The sequence below is a fragment of the Acinetobacter sp. AB03 genome (genome assembly GCF_058107045.1).
The window spans coordinates 1,179,017-1,205,560 of record NZ_JBUEBA010000002.1 but is presented as its reverse complement, the minus strand read 5'-3'; the positions used below and the strand labels follow the sequence as shown (position 1 = coordinate 1,205,560).

The following is a 26,544-nucleotide window of genomic DNA, read 5'->3' as shown; positions in this document are numbered from 1 at the left end:
CTCTTCATTTGAAAATTATATCGCTGAAAAACCCTTTACAGATAGGTTTGTGCAACAAAGCCATTCGTTAATTAAACAAAATCAATTTTATGCTCAACATCTATAAATCCTAGAAATCTGGATAAATATTTTCTTAATATTTTTCCTACTATAGGAAATCATTTATTCGTCTTTGAAGTTTAAAAATTTGTTAGTAATATATTCTACAAATATGTTGAGTATACTACATGTCTATTTCTTTACTCATAACATCTCTGCCTACACAGAACACAAGCACTCGGATGAGAGTCTGGCGATCTTTGAAAGCAAGTGGTGCCGCGACCCTTAGAGATGGGGTCTACATACTCCCTATTAATCATAGTGAGAAGTTTACCTCTATTGCTAATGATGTTGTTTCTGAACAAGGAACTGCTTATATGTTTTACGCAGAGCCACCTTTAAATCTTGAACTCGCACCTATTTTCAGTCGAAAAGAAGAGTACGAAACCCTCTATAAACAACTCACGGAAATAAGAGATCGTCAAACTAAAGATGATAAGAAAGAACTACTCAAACAGATTCGTAAATTAAGAAAAAGCATCGATGCACTTGTAGACATTGACTATTATCCAGATGAGACTCAAGTACAGGTTCTTAATGAACTTTCCTTATTGGAACTCACTATTGCACGTCTCGGTGAAGTCAATGAACCTAAAGCTATACAAGCTCATATTCAACATCTGGATAAAGGTAATTATCAAAACAGAATTTGGGCAACACGTAAAAGACCTTGGATTGATCGTCTAGCCTCTGCATGGCTAATCAAAACTTTTATAGATACCTCACCAACATTCATTTGGTTAGAAACCCCAACTGATTGCCCCGAAGATGCATTTGGATTCGATTTTGATGATGCAACTTTCAGTCATGTCAATCATTGGGTGACCTTCGAAGTTCTTTTACATAGTTTTGATCTAGAAACACCCGCATTAAAGAAAATCGCTGAAATTGTTCATTACCTTGATGTAGGAGGAATTGAGCCTCCAGAAGCGATCGGTATTGAAAAAGTTATTCAAGGAATTCGAAGTCAGATAAGTGACGATGACCAATTATTTGCATTATCGAATCACATTTTCGATGGCTTATATGCCAACCTATCAAGAGAATAATCATGGAACAAGAACTTGTTATACAACCAGAACAAGAGATACAGTCAGTTTCATTTTGGCAAGCATTCCTATTCTGGCTTAAATTGGGGTTCATTAGTTTTGGGGGGCCCGCAGGTCAAATTGCGGTCATGCACCAAGAACTGGTTGAACAAAAGCGGTGGATTTCAGAGAAGCGATTTTTGCATGCACTGAACTATTGTATGCTCTTACCGGGTCCTGAAGCACAACAATTAGCAACTTATATCGGTTGGTTAATGCATAGAACCGTCGGTGGTTTAGTTGCAGGGATTCTTTTTGTACTACCCTCACTATTTATTTTAATTGGTCTTTCATGGGTTTATGTAAAATTTGGTGATGTACCCATTATTGCAGGGCTCTTTTACGGTATTAAACCTGCTGTTGTTGCCATTGTTTTTCATGCAACACATCGAATCGGCAGTCGATCACTTAAAAATAAATTTTTATGGCTGATTGCAGCCCTTTCATTTATTGCTATATTTTTCTTCAACTTACCCTTTCCTTTAATTGTGCTCTCTGCCGCAATCATTGGTTATCTAACCAGTAAAAAATATCCAAGCCTATTTTCTAGTGGAAACGCACACCAGCAGAGTAAAAAAGATTATGGTCGTGCTTTAATTGATGATGATACTCCTACACCTGAACATGCGATCTTTAGCTGGAAACGATTGGGCAGTATTCTGCTAATTGGTGGTCTACTGTGGTTTATTCCAATCCTGAGCCTAAGCTTAACGCTGGGGTGGGATCATACTTACACCCAAATGGCTTGGTTCTTTACGAAATCAGCCCTGCTCACCTTTGGTGGTGCCTATGCAGTATTGCCTTATGTTTATCAGGGTGCTGTAAGCTATTACGGTTGGTTAAGTCCGACTCAAATGATAGATGGCTTAGCTCTAGGTGAAAGCACGCCCGGCCCTTTAATTATGGTGGTCGCATTTGTTGGCTTTTTAGGAGCATTCAATCAAGCACTCTTAGGCTCAGATCATTTATTCTTGGCGGGCACCATTGGAGCAAGCATAGTCACTTGGTTTACTTTCCTGTTTTCCTTTGTTTTTATTTTAGCTGGTGCACCAATTATCGAATCAACACATAATGAGCTCAAATTTACAGCTCCGTTAACGGCTATTACAGCCGCAGTTGTTGGTGTGATTCTTAACCTTGCCCTATTTTTTGCTTATCATGTACTTTGGCCAACAGGATTTAACGGCTCTTTCGATATTGTTGCTGCGTTAATTGCACTTGTAGCTTTGGTTGGCTTATTTCATTTCCAGCTCAAAGTGATGTACGTCCTTGCAGCTTCTGCATTAATTGGTTTAATTTGCTTTAACTTTCTTTCTATGTAATTTAAACAGTCGAAGTATAAGCTTCGACTGTTTTTTATATCTTTATATTTCTATTTGACTACCGATCTCTACCACACGATTCGATGGAATCTGGTAAAAATCACTGATAGGACTAGAGGTGGTCCCACTTGTTTGAACAACTAAAAGCGTATTTATAAGTGATATTCCGCTCTAGTTAAGCCACCTTGTTTTGTTGGGGTAGCTGATCATAGTAAAACTCATTTGGTGTCATTGCCAGAACATTCCTCTAATTCAATTGATAGCCACCTTCAACTCAGTCAAATATTGTTAAAAGGTCGTATTTTAGAAAAACTCGGACAAACTCAAAATGCACAGCAATACTGGGAAGGTTGGCTTAGTCACTCGAAAGAAGTTGAACAACGTGGCTTATTTGAGCTGATGTTGTATCCACATTATGCTCAACAGCAAAGTGCAAACGTATTCATCGGTTCAAATGCTAAAATCAAACAAGCTTCATTGCAAAAAAGCTTTATTGAAAATGAAGCCAATGAAAAAAGCTTAATGCAAATTGTACAGAGCAAAGCATCAAGAACAGATCAAAAAAATTTAGCTTTGTATAAAACTTTGCAAAAGTCATTGGTACATCAAAACTTTAAACTGTTTAATCAAGCCTTTGTACTACTACCACAAGATGCCGCGAAGCATAAATATGACTCAGAAACATATCAAAACTATAAAAATCAACCGCCTTTCAGTGATTTCATTTGGGCAGGAACAAAAATCACGCCACAGATTCAATGCCCTGACTTATTCAGTCTGACTCAAAAACTTGAAAATTCACCTCAAGATTTAAAGCTCCGACTTTGTTTGGGCGAATATGCACGCTCGACTCAAGGCTACAACATAAGCTATGTCACCGCTTTAGAAAAAGAAACTTCCAGCTTTCAAGGTGCAATTTTTGCCCGTGGTCAAGTGTATAAAGACATCATCAAATCCAGTTCTGTACCCGATTTAAAAGCTTATGCGCTTTATCGCTCAATCATGTGTTATTCACCAAGCGGGATGAATGACTGTCAGGATGCAGAAGTTGAAAAATCCACCCGAAAACAATGGTTCGACCACATTAAACGCGACTATCCAAGTACCTCTTGGGCACAATCTTTAAAGTATTACTGGTAAGACTATATGTTGAAGCAGATTTTTTCCGTTGTTATGACGCTGATCTGTATGCTCAGCATCATGGCTTGTCAGCCGAGTCAGTCAGCTTCAACATCTGGTCAGGTAAATGCCGAAGACTATGATGCATTTTGGATTTGGGGCAATATTTCATCTGCCCCTTACCTAAATGCGGCTAAAGAACTTTATATTTTACAAGGTGAAATCCGTTTAGATTCCCAAACACATCACTCTAAGCTCATACCGCAAGGCGTAAGCGTCTTAACAATTCCTCAGCAAAAGGTGTGGCTGGTTTTTCGTAATTATCATTTAGACTGGCAAGGCCAAGAGCTTACACAAATTTTAAAACGCGTTCAGCAATGGGAAAATGCAGGGAATCATATTCAAGGCATACAAATTGATTTCGATGCCAAAACCAGACATATCCACCAATATGCCCTATTCTTAAGTCAATTAAGAAAACAATTACCGCAGCACTATCAACTCAGTATCACGGGTTTAATGGACTGGACCAATGTGACAAACCAAGAGACTTTAAACCTCCTGAATAACACCATCGATGAGTTGGTCATTCAAACCTATCAAGGTTCAACCACCATACCCAACTATGCAGCTTATCTAAAAAAAGTTTCAGCACTGAAACTGCCTTACAAAATTGGCATTGTTCAACACGGTCAGTGGCATAGACAGCCAAAGCTTGAAAATGATACAAACTTTAAAGGCTATGTTGTCTTCCTTTTACGCTCAAAACCTCAAAATAATTAGGGCTTTTTAAGAGAAGTTCTTGAATTTGGCGAGCAAAGTCTCTAAAATTCCCCCTTCGCATCTAATGCGACACAACCTTGGTTGTGACTCCTTGCTTCTAACAACTTTTTTGTTAGGGGCTGTTTAAACCGTAAGGAGCTGACAATGCGTCATTACGAAATCGTACTTTTAGTACACCCTGATCAAAGCGATCAAGTCGTTGGTATGGTAGAACGCTACCTAACTCACATCAAAGAAGCTGAAGGTCAAATTCACCGTCTTGAAGACTGGGGCCGTCGTCAATTGGCTTACCCAATTAACAAGATCCACAAAGCTCACTACATTCTTATGAATGTTGAGTGTGGTCAAACTACTCTTGATGAGTTAGAAGAATTGTTCCGTTACAACGATGCAATTATTCGTAGCCTTATCATCCGTCGTGAGAACGCTATCACTGAAGAGTCACTATTGGCTAAGAGTGCTGAAGAAAAACGTGCGCGTAAAGCTCAACGTGAAGAAGCACAACAAGCTCAAGACTCTGCTGAAGCATAAGGAGAACATCAATGGCACGTTTTTACCGTCGTCGCAAGTTCTGCCGCTTTACAGCTGAGAACGTTACGTACATCGACTACAAAGATATCGACACTTTAAAACAGTACATCACTGAAAACGGCAAGATTGTTCCTAGCCGTATTACAGGTACTAAAGCTCGTTACCAACGTCAATTAGCGCTTGCTATTAAACAAGCTCGCTACTTGTCTTTGATCCCTTACACTGACAATCATAAGTGAGGTTGAGCTGTGGATATTATCTTATTACAACGCATTAAAAACCTTGGTAAATTAGGCGATAAAGTTTCAGTTAAAGCTGGTTACGGCCGCAACTACCTTATCCCTCAAGGTCAAGCAGTAGCTGCTACTGAAGCTAACACTGCTGCTTTTGAAGCTCGTCGCGCTGAACTTGAGAAAGCTGAAGCTGATGTTTTAGCTGCTGCTCAAGCACGTGCTAGCCAATTAGACGAAGTTAACATCGTAATCACTGCGAAAGCTGGTGACGAAGGTAAACTATTCGGTTCTATCGGTACTCGTGATATCGCTGACGCGTTAACAAATGCTGGTCTTGAAGTTGACCGTGCAGAAGTTCGTTTACCGAACGGTGCACTTCGTCACACTGGCGAATTCAACATCGCAATCCAATTGCACCATGATGTTGTTGCTGAAGTTCTCGTTACTATCGTATCTGAGTAATTTCTTGCAAAAAAAAGAGCATGCTTTTGCATGCTCTTTTTTTATCTCTATGAAAAAGTAGTTTCTTCGCTCAGCTTAAAACTTCATCAGCCTGCCCCTCAAAATGCCAAATTTGAATATTATGGGTTTTATCCATAAGCCTTGAATTCAGCACACAGCAGCTGCATTTTTTGATAAAGTGCATACAGTTAAATGGCTGTAATTTTTTCCAAATTTACAGTGAAATTTATCTTAAGTTATCCCTCTTACTGTATTAAAAATCAGGGCGTTATATGTCACAGGCGAATGCCACTGCTCAAAAGAGCTCATCGAAACAAGACAATAAACCAAATGAGTCAGGGCAACTGAAAGAATTCCGTACACCTCCGCATAACTTAGCATTGGAACAAGCTGTACTTGCCGCTTTAATGACGGTTGCTGAATCCTTTGAACAAGTTGGCGATGTACTGACTGAAAATGACTTTTATGCGACGCGCCATAAATATATTTTTCGCGCCATTGCGCAACTCTCCAAAGACAGCTCACCCTATGATGCGGTTTTAGTTCATGACTGGCTCACCACACAAAACCTACTCGATGCGGTTGGTGGTGAAGAGTACCTGATGCAATTGATGGCAGACTCCCCGTCTAGTTTCTATAACATGGAAACTTATGCTACTAAGATCAAAGAATTTTCGACTTTGCGCAGTATGATTAAGGTCAGCTCTGAAATTTTACAAAATGCCTATGACACCAAAGGTCGTAACGTCAGTGAAATTTTAGATTTGGCCGAAACCAATATTTTCTCTTTGGCAGAACAACACAATAACAACGCCAAAGCTCAAGGGCCTAAAGCCATCAATACAGTTGTGGCCGATGTCTTTGATAAGCTAAATGAATTATCACAAATGGAAGGCAGCATTACAGGCTTAACCACAGGCTTTCTTGAACTCGACAATAAAACCTCGGGCATGCAAGCAGGTGATTTGATTATTGTTGCAGCGCGTCCATCGATGGGTAAAACCACCTTTGCCATGAATTTGGTTGAAAGCGTGCTGTTTAATAATGACCTACCTGCCTTGGTTTACTCCATGGAGATGCCAGCCGACTCCATCGCTATGCGTTTGATCTCCTCTTACGGGAAAGTCCATCAGGGCCATTTACGTTCGGGTAAACTCGATGGCGATGAATGGTCAAAAGTTACGGGCACCATTTTGCAACTGCAAGAGAAAAAGCTCTATATCGATGACTCTTCTGCTCTTCCACCTACAGAAGTTCGTGCTCGCGCACGTCGTATTGCCAAACAGCACGATGGTAAACTCGGCTGCATCATGGTCGATTACTTACAGCTGATGAAAGTACCAGGCATGGGTGATAACCGTGTAGGTGAGATTTCGGAAATTTCACGAAGCTTAAAAGCTCTTGCCAAGGAAATGATGTGCCCTGTGATTGCACTATCGCAGCTTAACCGTTCCCTCGAGAACCGTCCAAACAAACGTCCCGTGATGTCAGACTTACGTGAATCGGGTGCGATCGAGCAGGACGCCGACTTAATCATGTTTATTTACCGTGACGAGGTCTATAACAAAGAGTCTAAAGAAGCGGGCACCGCTGAAATTATTATTGGTAAACAGCGTAACGGTCCTATTGGTACCGTTCGACTTGCTTTTGAAGGCCAATATACCCGCTTTAGTAACTTATCCCCTGAGTTTTATGCTCAGTACGATGATGAGGAATAATTAAAGCCTCATCGTCGCCTTTCCATGACCCTGTAGGAGTAATTAGGGTGCGTCAAGCAACAGTTTATATTGATAGCCAAGCGCTGCAATATAATTTAAACCGTGTCAAACAACTTGCCCCAAACGCGAAAATCGTCAGCATGGTCAAAGCCAATGCTTATGGACACGGAGTCAAAGACTGTTTAGCAGCCTTAAGTGAAACCGATGCCTTTGGCGTCGCCTGTTTAGAAGAAGCACTAGAGATTCGTGAACTCGGCTTTAAACAGCCGATTACCCTGATTGAAGGTGTTTTCTCAGCAGATGAAATGCCAACCGTCATTGAGCAAAATATCGAGTGTGTGGTTCATCGGCAGCAACAAGTCGATTGGTTAATCGCACATAAAACCGCGTATATCGCACAAAAGCTTAAAGTATGGGTCAAACTCAATAGCGGTATGAACCGTTTAGGCTTTAAAGCTGCTGAAATCATTGATGTTATCAACACTTTAAAAGCAGAAGGCTTTACATGTGTCCTGGCAATGCACTTTGCCAACGCCGATGCGGATCACCCACTCAATGAGCAGCAACGTGCGCAATTCCTACACATCAAAGAAGCCTGTTCACCCATCCTAGCCTCATGTTGTAACTCAGCTGCTATATTTAAATGGCCTGAACTTAATTTTGATTTTGTTCGTCCCGGCATCATGCTTTACGGTGCATCACCTTTTGCCGATAAAAATGCACATGACTTGGACTTAAAGCCAGTTATGACCTTCACTGCGGAAATTATTGCATTAAATACCATTCAAGCAGGTGAAGGTGTCGGCTATGGTTCACATTTTGTCGCAAACCAAGAAACTGAACTGGCGATTGTTTCGATTGGTTATGGTGATGGCTATCCACGTGCATTTCCAAAACAAAACTATGTTGCTATAAATGGTCAAGCAGTAGCTGTTGTGGGCCGAGTTGCGATGGACATGATTGCGATCGATGTGACGGGTTTAAACGCCAAACTCGGTACAAAGGTTGAGCTCTGGGGTGAAAACCGCTTAGTTGACGATGTTGCGGAAGCCAATGGAACTATTGGTTATGAGCTACTTTGCCGGTTAAGCAATCGCCCTACACGTAAGCAAATCTAGCCATAAAAGCCCAAATTCTACTTGGGCTTTTTTCAACACAAACTCTCATCGGGCTGGGCATCGTAAAGGTCTTGTAACAACTGATCAATTTGTTGCTGACTCATACTCTGCGGTTCAAATGTTGCAAAACCCATCTCACGCATTTTGGTATGTACGCTACTCATACGTTGCACATACTTCATGCCCCAAGCTCTAAAATGTGCCGCGTGAATGGTTTTCGCCTCAAAGACTTTGATATCTTTATGTCTATGGTCTTTCAATAATTTCGACATTAATAATTCTAAAGCAGCTTCATCCCCTTCTAAGCACTGGAAATAATGCTGATCTGCATAATAAAGAACGCCTGAAATATTATGTATTGCATTAAAATCACGTGCTTCGCTTAAAATGTCTCGAACATCTTGAAGAAGCTGTACGTGATCCGACGTTGAAGTACTTGCATAGCAAATTTGCCGCATAGACTTCCCCAATTTATTGATTTCATTATTTTTAGCATTTACCACATTTATACTAAATAGTCATCCGTCGGCTTTGCCAATTCTTGCAATCCTTTTCTTAAGGTATCCGACCATTGCTTACTGATGCTTGAAAAATACGGATCTTCTTCATCAATCCGCTTACCCACTGGAATATGTAAACTATCTCTTGTATACACCAAAGCATCTAAGGGCAAACCTACAGAAACATTGGAACGTAAGGTTGAATCAAAAGAAATCAAACTACACTTCACTGCTTCATCTAAGGGCATGTCATACCGTAATGCACGATCTAGAATCGGCTTGCCATATTTACTTTCACCAATTTGAAAATACGGCGTATCTTTGGTCGCACAAATAAAATTCCCCTGCGGATAAATATTATAAAGTTGCATTTCTGCCCCTTTAATTTGGCCACCGACCAATAAGCTACAGTAGTAATTACTTTGTTCTTGCGTGTCTGGTGCCATATCCGCCAAGACTTTTTTCAAAGTATGCCCGACCAACTCAGCCGCTTCGAACATGGTATTGACACTATATAAATTCGGTTCTTGGCTTAACTCCAGATGATTTTTTAAATGCCCAATCACCGCTTGGGTCGTTGCTAAGTTTCCTGAGGTTTGAATCGCAATAAAGCGTTCACCCTCTACACCAAATGTATACAGCTTCCTAAACACGGATATATGGTCTACACCTGCATTCGTACGCGTATCACTTATAAAAACCAAACCATCTTGCAGACGAAGTGCACAACAATAGGTCATAGAACATCCTTTTCAGCTAAACCTTAACAACTTAAAACTTGTACCGTGGAATGCATCGATTCCACCCCACCTTTTTCACGTACGCCACGAACGGGAGCCACATCCCAATAATCGCGCCCAATAGCTACATAGATATGTGACTGTGGTTTGAACAATTGATTACTGGTATCAAAACAATACCATGCATCATCAATATACACCTCGGCCCACGCGTGACTGGCGAGGTGTGAAGTTTCAGGCACATGCAAATACCCCGATACATAACGTACCGGTAAGCCAAGATGCTTACACATGGCAATAAAAACATGACTATGGTCCTGACATACGCCTTGCTGCCCATTGAATGCATCGATTGCCGAAGTGAGTACCGAGGTTTCAGCAGGTACATAAGGAATATGCGCTAAAACTGCTTCTGACAGTTTCATCAAATTTTCCCGATTCAGCTCAGGCACATACTGATGTGCAAATGCCTTCATTTCGGCATTGCACTGAGTATTGGGCGTCGGTTGTAAAAATAAATTGGGATTCAGACGATCTTGGATGCCATGTTCTGCCAAGCTATTAATTTCAACAATGCCCTGTGCCATTATGGTCAGCTGTTGATACGCTTCACGTTGCGAACTGGTAATCCAAATATTTTGGAAGGCATCCCGTTTTTCTTCTCGCTCTCCTGGCACACTCACATGCCAGTGACATACCTTTTGGTGTGAATTATTCGTAGGTGTCATTTTGATATATTGAATGCTATTCAGCGCCAATTCACTATATTGATAATGCGTTTGATGATTGATCATAAGTTTCATACATCAACCTCAAACAATTGTTGAATATAATCACTAAAATGATAAAAATTCATCGCATCAGGTTGCGATTTGAGCTCTAGCCAAGCTTGTGCCAAATTTAGCCAGCCCATTTCTTTTAACAAGATGACGATGTTTTCTATTTCAACTAAAGTATTTTGTGCATCTTGTTTTAGGCGAATTTGACGGTCAAGCTGCTCAATCATTTGCCCCAAACTAAAGAATAAAAAGACATCACTGGCTTCAGACTCAAGTACATCCTGACACTCTCCAACCACATCACAAATATAGGCGGTGTTTTCAGTGGCATTTTTGATAAATTGATTCAGTTCCGCGTAGGCCTTTGCAGATAAAATCCCGCGCAAGTCTTGTACATTACTCTTAGCGCTTTGAAATTGCTGGTTAAATGAAGCAGGATTATTTGGGTTTAAAATCAGCTCATTCAGTGAGCACGCATCAAAAGCAGGCAAACAAAATGCATGCGCATAATCCATTGCAGGCTGGTCTTGGGTAAAAGGAAACTGAGCACACAAATATTGAGTACGTGTTAAATAACGCCCTAACCAAAAAATATTTTCAGCATTGGTGCTTAATAAAATCATAGTTCTACCCTCATATTTGTTTATTTTATGAATGTAAGTTTTCCACGACCCAAGTGTCTTTAATTCCTCCTCCTTGGGATGAGTTGACCACCAACGAACCTTCTTTCATCGCAACACGTGTTAAACCGCCAGGGACAATTTCGGTACGATACGGTGAACTGAGCACAAACGGTCTAAGGTCAATATGACGCTCAGAAACACCCGATTCAGTCATGGTTGGACTGACTGAAAGCTCTAAAGTGGGCTGGGCAATATATAAATGCGGCGTCGCCATGAGGTTATCTCTAAATTGCTCAATTTGACTTTTACAGGCTTGCGGTCCAATCAGCATACCATACCCACCCGAACCTTGCGCCTCTTTGACCACTAACTGCTCAAGGTTCTCCAGTACATAAGCCAAGTCTTGCTTGTTACGGCATTGATATGTCGGAACATTTTTTAAGATAGGTTTTTCACCTAAATAAAACTGAATCATTTTGTCGACATAAGGATAAATCGATTTATCATCCGCAACCCCTGTGCCTGGTGCATTCGCAATAACCACGTTATGACTCAGATAAGCTGACATCAACCCTGCGACACCTAAAGTGCTATTCGGCATAAAGCACAGCGGATCAAGATAAGCATCATCCAAACGTCGGTAAATCACATCTACTCGTTGACGGCCACGAATGGTTTTGACATAGACTTTATCATGCTCTACAAACAAATCGCGCGATGTCACCAAAGGCACATCCATTTCACGGGCTAAAAAGGCATGTTCATAATAGGCACTATTAAAACGCCCCGGTGTCAACACCACGATGAAAGGCTGATCGACATAAGCATTTTCAGCCAAGATTTGTTTAAGTAATTGTGGGTATTGTTCTATGCCTAAAATATGGTTCTTCTGCATCAAATCTGGCATGAGTTTTTCACTAATCTTACGACTTTCAAGCATATAAGACACGCCCGACGGCGTTCTTAAATTATCTTCAAGTACATAAAACTCACCCTGCCCATCACGGATAATATCAATTCCACTAATTTGGCTATAAATCTGACCTTTTAAATGGTGCTCATACATATGCGGTTGATAAGCTTCATGCGTCAAAACTTGCAGTTCTGGAATAATTTTCGCTTTGAGAATGTCTTGTTGATGGTAAATATCATGTAAAAATAGATTTAAAGCTCGCACACGTTGTGCAGAGCCGAGAGAAATTTTATTCCATTGTTGTTTGGCGATCACACGTGGAATTAAATCATAAGGAATGGTGCGCTCAATACCCTCAGATTCACCATATACAGTAAACGTAATACCTTCATATAAAAAATGCTGTTTGGCAATTTGGTTCAGTTCTTCGAGTTCTTCTACACTATGCTGTGACAACCAGTGCTCAATACGCGCACAAGCCTCACCCGACATCGCTTGGTCATCTGTCATTTCATTAAAGAAATTCGAGGTCATTTGATGAAACAATCCAACAGACTGGCTCGATAGACGATCATGAGAGTGAATCGGATTTAATACAGGAGAGTTAAGCTTATATCCGTCCAACATCGTATTTACATTTGTATCTTTATCTTCTTTAAACATACAAACCTCTCAATTGTTATCGATATGTAACCCATACGTAGCAATATCTATGCCATGGATTTCTAAAGATGCTTTGTTTATTAATCGATAAAAAACACATTGCTTCAATTCTATTTCGCATTAAGTTGTGTCAAAAAATATAACTGAAAAATTTCAAGCAAAGCTTGCTTAAACGAATGAGTTTTCTTATTGTGTTCACATTCAAGTAAGTAATTTCGACTCCTATATTTTATTAAACTATGTCTATACAAGAAAAAGAAACGTCCAATAGTCTCTATCGCCAATGGCAAATTTTGTCTCGCCTTTCCACTGGAAAATGGATGGGAACTCGAGAGCTGCAAGAGATTTTACAACGTGAAGGAATCGATATTACTTTGCGAACCATTCAACGTGATTTAAACCAAATCTCTCAACGCTTCCCGATTGAAAACAATGGGGCTGTGCCTCAAGGTTGGCGTTGGCGTTCTGATGCTCCGATTCAAAGCTTACCGCATATGACCAGCTCTCAAGCGGTGACGTTTATGATGGTTGAAGAACACCTTAAACATCTTCTTCCTCCCAGCTTAATTGAAGAAATGAACCCATGGTTTGACTTAGCACGTCGTAGCCTCTCTACCCAAAACAATGTACGCCAATGGATTAACCGTGTACGCATTGTCCCTGCGACACAACCGCTGATTCCCCCGATTGTGGAGAAAACAGCGCAGCAAGCCATCTATGAAGGACTGCTCCAAGACAAACAGCTGGAATGCGTTTATCAAGGCTTAAACCAAGCGGCTGAAGCAAAAACCTATACCCTCAACCCGCTGGCATTGGTTCAAAAAGGTGCAATTATTTATCTAATTTGTACGCGCCACGACAAAACAGATATTCAGACCTTTGCACTGCACCGTTTCAAATCAGCGACGGTTTTAAACACTCGTGCCTTACACCCAGTCAATTTCGATATCGATGAATATATCGAATCGGGTGCATTAGGTTTCCGTGTAGACTTTTCAAAACCTACAGAAACCGTTGCACTTACCCTGACTATGACTGAAATAGATGCGCTGTATTTGGAAGAAACCAAACTCAGTACCAATCAGGTTTTAGAACCGCTTGGAAATGGGCAAATCTTGGTTCATGCTACCGTACCTTTTACCAATCAACTGGTGTGGTGGTTACGTAGTTTTGGGCATAAAATTAGTCACATTGAACCCAAAGAAGTTCGTGATGCAGTTAATCAGACCATCACCGACTAAAATAAAAAAAGCCCCAAGTATTCGGAGCTTTACAGTTTTTTTGGTATTAGATCTTTGAATTGCTTGGGTTTGTCGTCTTCATTGCTCATCTTGGTTTAATGCCTCCCCTAAACCAAGATAAGTGCGCTGTTTTTTGGTGATTGATACAAACTAGCATTGGCATGCAAGCTCTCCACTGTTAAAACGGATCGATTTCATCGTCATGGTGTTGACCTCATGTTAAGAACGTAAAATCAATTTAAAAGACGGCGATACTTTTGTGAAATAACATGATTGGCTATTTTTATCTGTTTTTATCTTAAACAACTCTTTTGCTTTGTATATCTGCCAAAACAAAAAGCAGATCTATTAAATAAGACATTAATCTGATAGCTTGAAACAAATAGCTCACCTTTTTGAAATTTACCGTATAATAAAATTAATCATCAATTTTAATAACTTAAAGAACATGAGTTTTAACGTACAAGAAGTTGCACAGCTTTTAAAACAAGCCAAAGAAAATAAAAAGCCTTACGTATTCTTTACAGGTGCTGGTTGCTCAGTGAAAGCAGATGTCCCTTCAGCAACAGGTCTAATTCAAGAAATATGTGAAAAATTTCCAATCCAAGTTAAAAATCTCGACCCTGAAAAGGACAAATACAATTACGGCAAGTATATGTCTGCTTTAGATAAATCTGAGCGCAGGGAATTGCTTAAGCCACATATTATAGACAATAAAAAAATCAATTGGGCGCATGTCGCTTTAGCATGCCTTATGCAAAGTGGATACATTGAACGTGTCTTAACTTTTAATTTTGATAGTATTTTATCCCGCGCATGTAATATGCTTGGTTTACATCCTTCTATTTATGATTTTGCTACAGCTAATCCACACCTGTATCATCTTATAAATGACCCATCCATCGTACATTTACATGGGCAAGGTACTGGATTTGTACAACTTAATACAGAAGAGGAAACCAAAACACATCCCGAAAAATTAGGTGAATTTATTGCAGCAACATTAAACTCAAACCCAAGCCTATTTATTGGTTACAGTGGAAATGCTGATGCTTTTTTCCCACTACTTGAAGAAAAGTATTCAGAACAGCATCGTTTGATTTGGACAGGTACTAAAAAGAATATTGATGACATTGAATCCGATTCAGTTAAAAACTTCCTAAAGAAAAATAATAATCTTACACATTACATCGGCGATACTTATGCAGATGATTTCTTAATTCAATTAGCAAAGGAACTTGATTGCTTCCCACCTGAACTTTTTTCTAATCCTTATAGGTTCTTAAACCAACAACTTGAAAATATACAACCTTACCCATTGGGAGATGGATTAGATATCCTTGAGAATCTGACTGGATATCTAAAAGAACAAGCTGAAAAGCCTTTAAATAAAAGCTTATATACCTCTGTCATACATAAATATCAAAATAAAGACTCTACTAAGGGACTTACTGAAAAAGCAATTAATGACATTATGTGGGCATATGACCAACAGGCTCGCTACTTGAAGAGTCAAGAGAAATTTGAGGAAAGCCATAGAGTTTATGATCAAGCTTTAGAAATATCAGCACGTCATTATGGATGTATACATAATTACGCATTAAGTTTAGCTGTTTATGCAAATATTAAATCTGATCAATCCCTATTTAAAAAAGCATTTAACTTAAATAAAAAAGCTTTTCAACTCCAGCCAAACAATGCAGATAATATTGGTAACTATGCTTTAGCTCTTTCTAATCTAGCTCGAATTAAGCAAGATGAAATGCTTTTTGAAAGTGCTTTTGAACAATATAAAAAATCTTTAAATATTCAACCTGATCATTTAAATAACTTAGGCAATTATGGTATTGCTCTTTCAAACTTGGCTAAATTAAAGAAAGAAGAACTTCTTTTTGAAAGCGCTTTTGAACAATATAAAAAAGCTTTAAATATTAAATCTGATCATCTAAATAACTTAAGCAATTATGGTAATGCTCTCTCAAGATTGGCCCATTTGAAAAATGATGAGAACTTATTCAACAAAGCATTTGAGCAATATGAAAAAGCTTTAAAAATTATACCAGACCATGCCAATAATCTAAGTAATTATGGAACTGCTCTTACCTCTTTAGCAAAATTGAAAAATGATGAGAACTTATTCAACAAAGCATTTGAGCAATATGAAAAAGCTTTAGAAATTAATCCCTATGAAACCTATAATTTTGCTTGTCATTTTCAATTAAAAACCAGAAGGAATTTACTAAAGAAAAATTATTAATCGCAGAGAAGCACAACACTATTCCTTCAATTACACACTTATCAAGTGATAGCGATTTAGACAATATTCGTAACGAACAATGGTTCATGGAACTTATCGAGCGCTTAAAAGAAAAAGAAGAAATAACCAAAAAAGCATCATAAATAAAAAAACCCGCCTAAGCGGGTTTTTTTATTTCAACTTAAAATCTTAAGCAGATTTTTTCGCTTGTGCATTTTTACGGATCGTAATCATGATTAATTGCACTGCTGCAGGTGTTACCCCCGGAATACGATTTGCTTGAGCTAATGTCTCAGGACGCACATCTTTCAATTTTAAAGTAATTTCACGAGATAAGCCTGAAACAACATCATAATTAAAATCAGCAGGAATTTTAGTTTCTTCCAAACGCTTCATTTGCGCAACGTCTTCATGCTGACGGTTAATATAACCTGCATATTTCACCGCGATTTCAATTTGATCGCCCACTTGTGCAGAGACTTCAGAACCTGTGAGCTCCGCAATTTGAGCAAATGAAATATTCGGACGTTTTAACAAATCAATCGCAGAACACTCTTTCGATAAATCTGCACCCGTCGTTTCAACAAATTTTTTGCCCATTGGGTTGTTTGGTGCTGCCCAAAGGTGTTGTAAGCGACCTGTTTCCAGTTCAACTGCTTCCATTTTTTCGCAGTAAGCTGCCCAACGTTCGTCATCCACCAAGCCCATTTCACGGCCAACTGGGGTTAAACGCTGATCCGCATTGTCTTCACGTAGCATCAAACGATATTCGGCACGTGAAGTAAACATACGGTACGGTTCTTTCGTACCGAGCGTAATCAAGTCATCCACCAATACGCCCATATAGGCTTCATCACGTTTTGGTGTCCATTGCTCTTGATCCCACGCACGACGCGCAGCGTTTAAGCCTGCAAGCAAGCCTTGTGCACCCGCCTCTTCATAACCTGTCGTACCATTGATTTGACCAGCAAAGTACAAGTTATTGATGGCTTTGGTTTCTAAAGTAAATTTCAATGCTTGCGGGTTGAAATAATCGTATTCGATGGCATAACCCGGACGTAAAATGTGCGCATTTTCCATCCCGCGAATTGAACGAACCAATTCAAACTGCACATCAAACGGAAGTGAAGTTGAAATACCATTTGGATAAAGCTCATGTGTATCTAGGCCTTCAGGCTCTAAAAATACTTGGTGTGAGTCTTTATCGGCAAAGCGGTGAATTTTGTCTTCAATGGATGGGCAGTAACGTGGGCCCACGCCTTCAATGACTCCAGTGTACATCGGTGAACGGTCTAAACCGCCGCGGATGATGTCATGGGTTTTTTCATTGGTGTGTGTGATATAACAATTCACTTGTTCAGGGTGCATAGATGCATCACCCATGAATGACATCGTCGGTGATGGGAAGTCACCCGGCTGTGGAATCATCACAGAAAAATCAACTGAACGCGCATCAATACGTGGTGGCGTACCTGTCTTTAAACGACCCACAGGCAAATTCAATTCACGTAAACGGTGCGCCAGTGAAATTGAAGGTGGATCACCTGCACGGCCACCGCTTGATTTTTCAAGCCCTACGTGGATTACACCACCCAAGAACGTTCCTGCGGTGAGCACGACTGTTTTCGCATCAAAGCGGATACCTGTTTGGGTCACAACACCCTTTACAGTATCACCCTCAACAATCAAGTCGTCTGCGGCTTGTTGGAAAATATCGAGATTTGCTTGGTTTTCTAAAGTGTCACGAATCGCGGCTTTATAGCGAATACGGTCTGCCTGTGCACGTGTTGCACGAACGGCTGCACCTTTACGTGAGTTTAGGATACGGAACTGAATACCACCTTTATCGGCAGCCAATGCCATTGCACCGCCCAAGGCATCAATTTCACGCACCAAATGCGATTTACCAATACCACCAATTGCTGGATTACAGCTCATCTGCCCTAAAGTCTCAATATTATGAGTTAAGAGTAAAGTCTGTCGCCCCATACGTGCCGCAGCCAATGCTGCTTCTGTACCTGCGTGACCGCCGCCGATAACAATGACATCGTAAACTTTAGGATAATGCATAGTGGTAAAGGAGATTAAAAAATGATAACGAAAGATTATAGCAAATTTTCGATTGTAAGTTGACAGATTCCGTGGAATTTATTGTATATACGGTGCTGTACTTACTGCGCCAGCGCTAGGTTTATGTAATTTTACTTGCAGAGTAATAGCAAAAACTCAACAAAGGATGCGTTTTGTTACCTGAAAAGCCTTGTATTAATTTGATCATTTTTTATCCTATAGGTTGATCATACAACAACCAAAGGTAAGCATTATGAATAAGAAGATTCTTTTTTCATCCATTCTCTGCGGTTTATTTTTTTCGCCTTTTGTATCAGCCAACGACAAAGTTGAAAAGGTCTATGATAGTCAACGTTATCAACAAGTCTGTAAAGGCAAGTCACAAGGAACAGCAGTTAGTTTTGCCTATCGAGGCATTATTTGGAATGGTACCTGTGAACCTCAATTTTTCCCAAGCTCAAAAAATGCCAATATTCATGGTGATGAAGCTGAGTTAGCCAGCATTTGCCAAGGCGACTCAAAATCGACATCAATTAATATCGAAGGTAAAGAAATCAAAGGCAAATGTGCCCTTGGTTTTGTAGCACCTAAACCAAGAATGTAAGCAAAATAACTTAAAGTTCATGCTGTATTGAGGGTAAAAATAGTCCATTTTTTACCCTTTTTTCTACCTTGTAAATTATTAAATTCTGTATACACTCAAAAAACACAAAAGATAAAAACGAATAAAAAAGGTATTCCATGGATTCGGAATTGTTTACAGTTTTTTTGCCTTTGACTTTGGCATTAATGATGATGGGTCTTGGTTTACACCTACGCCCAGCTGATTTTTATCGCCTCGCACTAAACCCCAAAGTCATTTTCATCGCGTTATTTTCACAGTTAGTTCTACTGGTGGGGATTGCGTTCCTCATTTGCCAGTTTTTAAATTTAGCGCCTAGTTTCGCGATTGGTTTGATGCTCGTTGCAGCCTCACCTGGTGGGCCAACGTCAAACCTATTGACTTATTTATTTAGAGGTGATGTTGCGCTCAACATTACTCTTACAGCCACGAACTCCATCATTTCAACACTAACCCTGCCTTTTATTATTAATTTTTCACTGATGTACTTTCTACAAACATCACAACCCGTTGACATGCCCGCCATGAAAATGATGAAAGTTTTTTTCATCACTTTACTTCCAGTCAGCATGGGCATGTTTTTACGTTATTACTTCCCAAAACTCGCCGACAGATTAAACCGCCCAATGCGTATTTTGTCTGCGAGCTGTCTCCTTTTTATCTTTTTTCTCGCACTGTACTTAGAGCGACATAATTTTGTTGAATATGTGTTTGAGATTGGGCCAGCCGTAGCCTTATTCTGCTTCTGTAGCATGTTTATTGGTTTTTTTGTGCCACATCTGGCCAATATTCCAGAAAAACAAGCGTTGACCTGCTCCTTTGAGATCACCATTCACAACACCGCGCTTGCCATTACGGTTGCCCTGTCCGTCTTAGGCAACACCGCCATGGCCATTCCTGCCGGTATTTATTCTATTTTCATGTTTATATTTGCTGCGTTATTAGGCCTATTAATCTCGCGAAGAAATGACAGTTTATTTTTGAAGAAAGAGACCGTAGCTGAATAATTTCACGGTCATGATTTATATAATTTTAAGGAGAATATACACCTATGGATTCAGGAATTATCACTATTATGTTACCTCTAGCTCTTGCCATCATCATGATTGGCTTGGGCTTAGAGTTAACCCCGAAGGATTTTGCACGTGTGAGCAAACACCCCAAAGCAGTATTGGTTGCTTTATTTTGTCAGTTGGTACTTCTTGTTGGAATTGCCTTTGTGATTTGCAAAGTGCTCAACTTACCGCCACTGCTTGCCGTTGGCTTAATGCTATTAGCAGCTTCTCCTGGTGGCAGTACTGCAAATTTATTTAGCTATTTGTTTAAAGGTGATATTGCGCTCAATATTACATTAACAGCCATTAACTCCGTTATTGCAGCGTTTACCTTGCCGCTAATTGTCAACTTTGCCATTCAGTACTTTATGCAGGATGGACAACACGTCAGTATGCAGTTTAGTAAAATCTTGCAGGTATTCTCGATTATTCTTATCCCCGTCTGTATTGGTATGTTGATTCGCCACTATGCACCTTCTTTTACCAAGAAGCTGAATAAGCCATTGCGTATTTTTTCTGTTGTATTTTTGGTCTTAATCATTGTTGGAGCAATAGCCAAAGAAGGCGCCCATATTCTGGAGTATCTGACTCAGGTCGGTTTAGCGACAGTCATTTTCTGTATTTGTAGTTTAATGATTGGTTATTTTGTACCGAGACTACTCGGGATCAACAGTGCTCAAGCTCGGGCCTGTGCCTTTGAAATTGGCATTCATAACAGTACCCTTGCCATGACCATTGCACTCACCGTGATGGCCAGTACCACCATTGCCATGCCCGCAGCGGTCTATTCTATTTTTATGTATATCTTTGCTGCCATCTTTGGGACATTACTCAACCGTTATGCCCCATCGGTTCAAACCAGCACAGAACAAGCCTAGAACAGGTGTAGATCTAAGGATGCTTCGGCATCCTTTTTTATTTTGAGGAATGCTGTCGAACTGCCCCCTGTTCCGCTACAATATTTATTTATACATAAATATTAGGTTATTCCTGTGAAGTGGCTACAAATTCATATTACGGTTGATCAAGCGCAAGTCGATTTTACTGAAACCCTTTTAGAATCTTTGGGTGCAGTCAGTGTCACATTAGATGATGCAGAAAACCAAGACTTACTTGAACCACTTCCAGGTGAAACGCCACTTTGGAATAAAGTCATTGTGACAGGTATCTATGCGCAAGAAGACGACGAAGAAATTGATGTCAATGCATTAGAAACGTTTATTCGCACTCAAATGCCTGATGCACCGATGCGTAGCGAATTTCTTGAAGACCAAGAATGGGAACGCACATGGATGGATGCCTACGAACCAATTCAAATTGCTGACAAATACTGGATCGTTCCTGAATGGATGCAAGCACCAGAACCGGATGCAGTGAACATTAAACTTGATCCAGGCTTAGCGTTTGGTACGGGCAACCATGCATCTACTTTTCTTTGCCTGCAGTGGTTAGGTAAAACTGATGTTAAAGATAAAATCGTGATCGACTATGGTTGCGGTTCAGGTATTTTAGGTGTTGCAGCTCTACTTCTAGGCGCAAAAAAAGTCTATGCCACAGATATTGATCCACAAGCAATTTTAGCCACTGAACAAAATGCGGCGCTCAATGGCGTGGCTGAGAACCTTTATGTCGGCTTACCAGACGAGTTTAATTTAGAGCTTGCTGACCAAAAAGCAGATGTCTTTGTTGCAAATATTTTGGCAGGCCCGCTCATGATGTTAGCGCCTGAATTCGCAACTTTGGTCAAATCTGAGGGAGAGTTCGCACTTGCAGGTGTAATTGAAGAGCAAGTTTCTGATGTTTCTAGTGTTTATTCTGAGTTTTTTGATATATTAGAGGTCGAGAAACGTGATGAAAACTGGTGCCGAATTTCGGGTAAACGCCACACCCTTTAAATGAACTCTTAATACACTATGAGCGACAAACAAACCTCTTGCCCTAAATGCCTAACCATCTACAAAGTAAGTGTTGCACAACTCACTGTTGCGCAAGGTATGGTTTGTTGCCCAAAGTGTTCGATGACCTTTAATGCGCTCTCGCATTTAACCACGGGTCATACTTTTGACACAGGTGAGGAAAGATCGTCGAATCAGAATGACATGAGCATGTCTTCAAATTCAGCATTTTCCTCTCCTCGTGTAGACAGCATTCATTTTGATTTATCACAATCTGCTGCGCTTTCAATGTCGACATCAAATTTGCTTGATATTTTCAACCTAAAAGTTGAGCACTCCAACATTGACCTCAAAACCTATTTAAACAATTTAAACTATTTTAGTACCGACCCGATTGGTAACTATCCTGCCATGAATTTGGCAGACAACAATCCAGCGAAACCGCAAAAAAGCCCGATGTACTATATGCTTTGGGGTGTGATTAACTTCAGCTTATTGGCTTTATTGTGTTTCCAATACTTATGGTTTAACCCACATATCCTCAATAACAGCCCCGCATTAGGTGCAACCTATAATAAAATTTGTCTCGTACTGAACTGTAGCAGCCTACAAGAACGTTACAGTCTGATCAGCATTAATAAATTAAAAGTAAAACGTGTAGACGCACAGAAAACTCAATTTTCAGGTGAACTGATCAACTATCATGACACCAGTCTTCCGCTACCAGATCTTAAGGTCATTTTAAAAGTTGATGGTGAAGTCGATTCAACCTATCAACTGCATGCAAATGAATATTTGATTGATAGTCTGGTTGGAATTAAACGAATTCCTAAAAATAGTCCGTTCAAATTCAAATTTAGCCTGCCAGTCAGCCGTAAAAGCTTCAATCATTACAGTTTAGAAATAGTCCAGCCCTAAAATTTAAAAAAAATGTAAAAAAAGTGAAAAAAAATGCAGTTTTCTTGCTCACTTTTTCTTAGACAATGGTATGATACGCGCCACAAAAGCTTAGTGCTGCAATCTCCTCAGTCTTTTAATACAAATAGAACATCAGCAAAAATGCGCGTTATCGAAATATCGCGTATTGAGCAGTTTTTTTTGTTTAAAAAAGGTCGGTAACAAATATTTAACTATTGTTACGCTTATATTTCGACCAACTTAGCGATATTGTGGCATGCTAAATGTACAGTTTTAGAACTAGTCGTTTTAGGATCTAAAACGAAGTTCATTTTAATTTTAGACCACTTTATATATGTCACTTTACCCAAGTGATATTTAGATTTTTCGGATTACTTCGCATGAATAGCAAATCTCCTATTTTTACTGCACAGTCTGATGTCGCTCTTCGTATTCACGTAGATCGCGCAGTTCGCCACTATTTTGCACAACTGCAAGGCGAGCAACCATCTCAGGTCTACGACATGGTGCTGGCAGAAATGGAGAAACCTCTTCTATCTGTAGTTTTAGAATATACCCGCGGTAACCAAACACGTGCTGCGGAGATTCTAGGACTTAACCGTGGAACTTTACGTAAAAAGTTAAAAGCTCACGGTTTAATGAGTGAATAAATGATAAAATGCTTGCGGCTTCCGCGGGCATTTTTTTTACCTGCTATTTTTGGCTTTTTGTTTTAATTCTTGATAACTGTGACGAAGATCATGACCATTAAACGCGCTTTAATCTCTGTTTCCGATAAAACTGGCATTGTTGAGTTCGCTCAAAACCTTGTTGCTCTAGGGGTAGAAATTTTATCTACTGGCGGTACATATAAGTTGTTAAAAGACAACAATATCGCTGTAGTCGAAGTTTCAGAGCATACGGGTTTCCCAGAAATGATGGATGGTCGTGTAAAAACGCTACACCCGAAAATTCATGGTGGTATCTTAGCTCGTCGCGGTCTAGACGAAGCTGTGATGGCTGAACACAATATCGATGCGATCGATCTTGTGGTTGTGAACCTTTATCCATTTGCTGCAACAGTCGCTAAACCAAACTGCTCACTTGCAGATGCGATTGAAAATATCGACATCGGCGGCCCAACCATGGTGCGTGCTGCTGCGAAAAACCATGCTTCTGTCGGTATTGTGGTCAATGCTACAGACTACGGCACTGTTGTTGCTGAGCTAAAAGAAAATGGTGCTTTGTCTTACGAAACTCGTTTTGACTTAGCCGTTAAAGCATTTGAACATACAGCACAGTATGATGGCATGATTGCTTCTTACCTAGGTGCTCGCGTAGGCAAAGAAGAAGGTCAAGCAGACAAGTTTGCACGTACATTCAATACACAGTTAAATAAAGCTCAAGACTTGCGTTATGGTGAAAACCCGCATCAATCAGCAGCATTTTATGTAGAAAGCACAGCAACTGAAGCTTCTGTTTCAACAGCGAAACAACTGCAAGGTAAAGAACTTTCTTATAACAACATTGCAGATACAGATGCCGCACTTGAATGTGTCAAATCATTTGCAAAACCTGCTTGTGTCATCGTTAAACACGCAAACCCATGTGGTGTTGCTGTATCTTTAGATGGTATTCAAGCAGCATATGACTTGGCTTATGCAACAGATCCTGAATCAGCTTTCGGCGGCATCATTGCATTCAACCGTGAATTAGACGTTGCAACTGCACAAGCGATTGTTGACCGTCAGTTTGTTGAAGTGATCATTGCACCAAGCATTGCTGAAGGCGTACTTGAAATCACGGGTGCGAAGAAAAATGTACGTGTTCTGGTTTGTGGTGAATTACCTGCACTTGATGAGCGTGCGCCACAACTTGACTATAAACGCGTCAATGGCGGTTTATTGGTTCAAGACCAAGACTTAGGCATGATCACCAAAGATGATTTAAAAGTCGTGACTAAACGTGCACCAACTGATGCAGAAATTGATGACTTAATTTTTGCATGGAAAGTTGCGAAATACGTGAAATCAAATGCCATTGTTTATGCTAAAGGTCGTCAAACCATTGGTGTAGGTGCAGGTCAAATGAGCCGTGTTAACTCAGCGCGTATTGCTGCGATTAAAGCGGAACATGCCGGCCTAGTAGTTGAAGGTGCTGTCATGGCCTCTGATGCATTCTTCCCATTCCGCGATGGTATTGATAATGCAGCGAAAGCAGGCATTAAATGTATTATCCAACCAGGCGGTTCTATGCGTGATGAAGAAACCATTGCTGCTGCAGATGAAGCAGGTATTGCAATGGTCTTCACTGGCATGCGCCACTTCCGTCACTAAGTGATAGATGCAGACCGTAATGACAAAGTCATACATGTGGTTTAAAACAGATTTCTAAATCTTACATAAAGTCCTCTCCTTCTTAGGCTGAGGACTTTATGTCATTTCGATTCATGGAGTATGAACCGATGAACATTTTAGTTTTGGGTAATGGCGGTCGTGAACATGCATTGGCATGGAAAATCACGCAAGATGAAAAAGTTGCAAAAGTTTTTGTTGCACCAGGTAATGCAGGAACTGCAACAGAAAACAAATGTGAAAATGTTGCACTCAACATTTTAGACAATGCTGCAATTATCGACTTTGCAAAAAATAATGCAGTAGATTTGATTATTGTGGGTCCAGAAGCACCGCTTGTAAATGGTGTAGTGGATGCTTGCCGCGCGGCAGAGCTTCAAATTTGGGGCCCAACTCAATTTGCTGCCCAGTTAGAAGGCTCAAAAGCCTTTGCTAAGCACTTCTTAAAACGCCACAACATTCCTACTGCGTTCTACGATGTATTTACTGAAGTCGATGCAGCGAAAGCATTTGTTGAAAAAAATGGCGCGCCAATCGTGATCAAGGCCGATGGTCTTGCTGCGGGTAAAGGCGTAATTGTAGCCATGACTAATCAAGAAGCTTTTGATGCGATTGATGACATGTTGGCGGGCAACAAGTTTGGTGATGCTGGTTCTCGTGTTGTGATCGAAGAATTCCTTGCTGGTGAAGAAGCGTCTTTCATTTGTATGATTGATGGCGACAACATCTTACCAATGGCAACATCTCAAGACCATAAGCGTATTTTTGAAGGCGACCAAGGTCCAAACACGGGTGGTATGGGTGCTTACTCTCCTGCTCCTGTGGTGACTGCAGATGTATTTGAAAAAACCATGAATGAAGTGATGCGTCCTACCGTTGAAGGTATGAAAAAAGACGGTCACATTTATACAGGTTTCTTATACGCAGGCTTGATGATTGATGACAAAGGTCAACCAAAAGTGATCGAGTTCAACTGTCGTTTTGGTGACCCTGAAACTCAGCCGATTATGATGCGTTTAAAATCATCATTGGTCGATCTGGTTGAAGCTGGTATTGCAGGTAATCTTCCAGCAGAAGCTGAATGGGATGAACGCAAATCAATTGGTATTGTTCTTGCTGCAGAAGGCTACCCAGAAACCGTTCGTCAAGGTGACGTCATCTCTGGTCTTGGTCAATCTCCTGAAAACACAAAAATCTTCCATGCGGGCACAACAATGAGTGCCGACGGTCACATCTTGACTGCGGGTGGTCGTGTTTTATGTGTCACAGCTCTTGGCAATACCGTACTTGAAGCGCAAATCAATGCTTTAGAAGTTTGTGGTCAAGTCACATTTACGGGTATGCAATATCGTACAGATATTGGTTATCGTGCTATTGCGCGTGAAAATGCTTAAAAACATTCATACTTTAAAAACCCGCTAAATGCGGGTTTTTTTATTGCAAACCGCTGCGAATTTTTTTA

General features: G+C 40.2%; 24 protein-coding genes and 2 pseudogenes. 19 read left to right on the top strand and 7 right to left on the bottom strand.

The genetic code is table 11. From position 1 onward, the window contains the following. Positions 1-227: 227 nt before the first annotated feature. The gene (locus ACY3FQ_RS06220; RefSeq protein ID WP_125275162.1) at positions 228-1,148 is read left to right on the top strand and encodes a chromate resistance protein ChrB domain-containing protein; all 921 of its coding nucleotides are present in this window, start codon (positions 228-230) and stop codon (positions 1,146-1,148) included. 2 nt (positions 1,149-1,150) lie between these two features. Beyond that, positions 1,151-2,509 carry a chromate efflux transporter gene (gene chrA / locus ACY3FQ_RS06215; RefSeq protein ID WP_125275161.1) on the top strand — a complete coding sequence of 453 codons (1,359 nt, stop codon included), beginning with the start codon at positions 1,151-1,153 and terminating at the stop codon, positions 2,507-2,509. A 42-nt stretch (positions 2,510-2,551) separates the two neighbouring features. Here the strand turns inward: chrA and ACY3FQ_RS06210 are convergent. Further along, positions 2,552-2,626 (bottom strand): annotated as a pseudogene (locus tag ACY3FQ_RS06210) (hypothetical protein); the annotation flags it as partial. Positions 2,627-2,725: 99 nt separating this feature from the next. Between ACY3FQ_RS06210 and ACY3FQ_RS06205 the strand changes: the two are divergent. The 7 genes and pseudogenes from ACY3FQ_RS06205 to alr form a co-directional block, all read left to right on the top strand. Next, positions 2,726-3,649 (top strand): annotated as a pseudogene (locus tag ACY3FQ_RS06205) (PA5441 family protein); the annotation flags it as partial. 6 nt (positions 3,650-3,655) lie between these two features. Continuing rightward, positions 3,656-4,411, top strand: a complete 756-nt coding sequence (locus tag ACY3FQ_RS06200; RefSeq protein ID WP_184119021.1) for a DUF3142 domain-containing protein — start codon at positions 3,656-3,658, stop codon at positions 4,409-4,411. A 144-nt stretch (positions 4,412-4,555) separates the two neighbouring features. Next, the gene (rpsF, locus tag ACY3FQ_RS06195; RefSeq protein ID WP_004696436.1) at positions 4,556-4,942 is read left to right on the top strand and encodes a 30S ribosomal protein S6; all 387 of its coding nucleotides are present in this window, start codon (positions 4,556-4,558) and stop codon (positions 4,940-4,942) included. Positions 4,943-4,953: 11 nt separating this feature from the next. Further along, positions 4,954-5,181 carry a 30S ribosomal protein S18 gene (rpsR, locus tag ACY3FQ_RS06190; RefSeq protein ID WP_004278792.1) on the top strand — a complete coding sequence of 76 codons (228 nt, stop codon included), beginning with the start codon at positions 4,954-4,956 and terminating at the stop codon, positions 5,179-5,181. A 9-nt stretch (positions 5,182-5,190) separates the two neighbouring features. Next, positions 5,191-5,637: a 50S ribosomal protein L9 gene (rplI, locus tag ACY3FQ_RS06185; RefSeq protein WP_004696433.1), complete on the top strand. Its 447-nt coding sequence runs from the start codon at positions 5,191-5,193 to the stop codon at positions 5,635-5,637. A 272-nt stretch (positions 5,638-5,909) separates the two neighbouring features. Further along, entirely contained in the window at positions 5,910-7,355 is a 1,446-nt protein-coding gene (gene dnaB, locus ACY3FQ_RS06180; protein ID WP_004696432.1) for a replicative DNA helicase, read from the top strand. A 47-nt stretch (positions 7,356-7,402) separates the two neighbouring features. After that, positions 7,403-8,473, top strand: coding sequence for an alanine racemase (gene alr / locus ACY3FQ_RS06175; RefSeq protein ID WP_489773712.1), 1,071 nt, complete (start codon positions 7,403-7,405; stop codon positions 8,471-8,473). Positions 8,474-8,505: 32 nt separating this feature from the next. Here the strand turns inward: alr and ACY3FQ_RS06170 are convergent, their stop codons facing one another. From ACY3FQ_RS06170 to ACY3FQ_RS06150, 5 genes are read right to left on the bottom strand one after another with little or no spacing between them, the layout of a single operon-like run. Then, the gene (locus tag ACY3FQ_RS06170) at positions 8,506-8,931 is read right to left on the bottom strand and encodes a BLUF domain-containing protein (protein ID WP_062033618.1); all 426 of its coding nucleotides are present in this window, start codon (positions 8,929-8,931) and stop codon (positions 8,506-8,508) included. Positions 8,932-8,978: 47 nt separating this feature from the next. Then, positions 8,979-9,713: a proteasome-type protease gene (locus ACY3FQ_RS06165; protein ID WP_004696423.1), complete on the bottom strand. Its 735-nt coding sequence runs from the start codon at positions 9,711-9,713 to the stop codon at positions 8,979-8,981. 23 nt (positions 9,714-9,736) lie between these two features. Continuing rightward, a complete protein-coding gene (locus ACY3FQ_RS06160; protein WP_489773711.1) occupies positions 9,737-10,516 on the bottom strand; it encodes a transglutaminase family protein in 780 nt (259 codons plus the stop codon). Further along, the gene (locus tag ACY3FQ_RS06155) at positions 10,513-11,115 is read right to left on the bottom strand and encodes an alpha-E domain-containing protein (RefSeq protein ID WP_004696419.1); all 603 of its coding nucleotides are present in this window, start codon (positions 11,113-11,115) and stop codon (positions 10,513-10,515) included. Before ACY3FQ_RS06155 ends, ACY3FQ_RS06160 begins: the two co-directional genes overlap by 4 nt. Positions 11,116-11,140: 25 nt before the next feature. Continuing rightward, positions 11,141-12,691, bottom strand: coding sequence for a circularly permuted type 2 ATP-grasp protein (locus ACY3FQ_RS06150; protein WP_489773710.1), 1,551 nt, complete (start codon positions 12,689-12,691; stop codon positions 11,141-11,143). A 239-nt stretch (positions 12,692-12,930) separates the two neighbouring features. Between ACY3FQ_RS06150 and ACY3FQ_RS06145 the strand changes: the two genes are divergently transcribed. Continuing rightward, positions 12,931-13,932, top strand: a complete 1,002-nt coding sequence (locus ACY3FQ_RS06145) for a helix-turn-helix transcriptional regulator (RefSeq protein WP_078425881.1) — start codon at positions 12,931-12,933, stop codon at positions 13,930-13,932. Between the two features lie 373 nt (positions 13,933-14,305). Beyond that, positions 14,306-16,189: a tetratricopeptide repeat protein gene (locus ACY3FQ_RS06140; RefSeq protein ID WP_489773709.1), complete on the top strand. Its 1,884-nt coding sequence runs from the start codon at positions 14,306-14,308 to the stop codon at positions 16,187-16,189. Positions 16,190-16,378: 189 nt separating this feature from the next. Here the strand turns inward: ACY3FQ_RS06140 and mnmG are convergent, their stop codons facing one another. Beyond that, on the bottom strand, positions 16,379-18,259 hold the full coding sequence (mnmG, locus tag ACY3FQ_RS06135; RefSeq protein ID WP_489773708.1) for a tRNA uridine-5-carboxymethylaminomethyl(34) synthesis enzyme MnmG: 1,881 nt from the start codon (positions 18,257-18,259) through the stop codon (positions 16,379-16,381). Between the two features lie 253 nt (positions 18,260-18,512). Between mnmG and ACY3FQ_RS06130 the strand changes: the two genes are divergently transcribed. From ACY3FQ_RS06130 to purD, 8 genes are all read left to right on the top strand, one after another. Beyond that, complete coding sequence (locus ACY3FQ_RS06130) at positions 18,513-18,863, top strand: hypothetical protein (RefSeq protein ID WP_183175549.1); 351 nt, start codon at positions 18,513-18,515, stop codon at positions 18,861-18,863. Positions 18,864-19,000: 137 nt separating this feature from the next. Beyond that, positions 19,001-19,888 carry a bile acid:sodium symporter family protein gene (locus ACY3FQ_RS06125; RefSeq protein ID WP_489773707.1) on the top strand — a complete coding sequence of 296 codons (888 nt, stop codon included), beginning with the start codon at positions 19,001-19,003 and terminating at the stop codon, positions 19,886-19,888. A 44-nt stretch (positions 19,889-19,932) separates the two neighbouring features. Next, positions 19,933-20,814 (top strand): bile acid:sodium symporter family protein, encoded by an 882-nt coding sequence (locus ACY3FQ_RS06120; protein WP_489773706.1) that lies wholly within the window; start codon positions 19,933-19,935, stop codon positions 20,812-20,814. 114 nt (positions 20,815-20,928) lie between these two features. Beyond that, on the top strand, positions 20,929-21,831 hold the full coding sequence (gene prmA / locus ACY3FQ_RS06115; protein WP_184118251.1) for a 50S ribosomal protein L11 methyltransferase: 903 nt from the start codon (positions 20,929-20,931) through the stop codon (positions 21,829-21,831). 18 nt (positions 21,832-21,849) lie between these two features. Further along, entirely contained in the window at positions 21,850-22,749 is a 900-nt protein-coding gene (locus tag ACY3FQ_RS06110; protein WP_078425886.1) for an MJ0042-type zinc finger domain-containing protein, read from the top strand. A 380-nt stretch (positions 22,750-23,129) separates the two neighbouring features. Next, positions 23,130-23,399 (top strand): DNA-binding transcriptional regulator Fis, encoded by a 270-nt coding sequence (fis, locus tag ACY3FQ_RS06105; protein WP_001086304.1) that lies wholly within the window; start codon positions 23,130-23,132, stop codon positions 23,397-23,399. 90 nt (positions 23,400-23,489) lie between these two features. Beyond that, the gene (gene purH / locus ACY3FQ_RS06100) at positions 23,490-25,064 is read left to right on the top strand and encodes a bifunctional phosphoribosylaminoimidazolecarboxamide formyltransferase/IMP cyclohydrolase (RefSeq protein WP_489773705.1); all 1,575 of its coding nucleotides are present in this window, start codon (positions 23,490-23,492) and stop codon (positions 25,062-25,064) included. A 128-nt stretch (positions 25,065-25,192) separates the two neighbouring features. Next, entirely contained in the window at positions 25,193-26,476 is a 1,284-nt protein-coding gene (purD, locus tag ACY3FQ_RS06095) for a phosphoribosylamine--glycine ligase (RefSeq protein WP_489773704.1), read from the top strand. Positions 26,477-26,544: the final 68 nt, after the last annotated feature.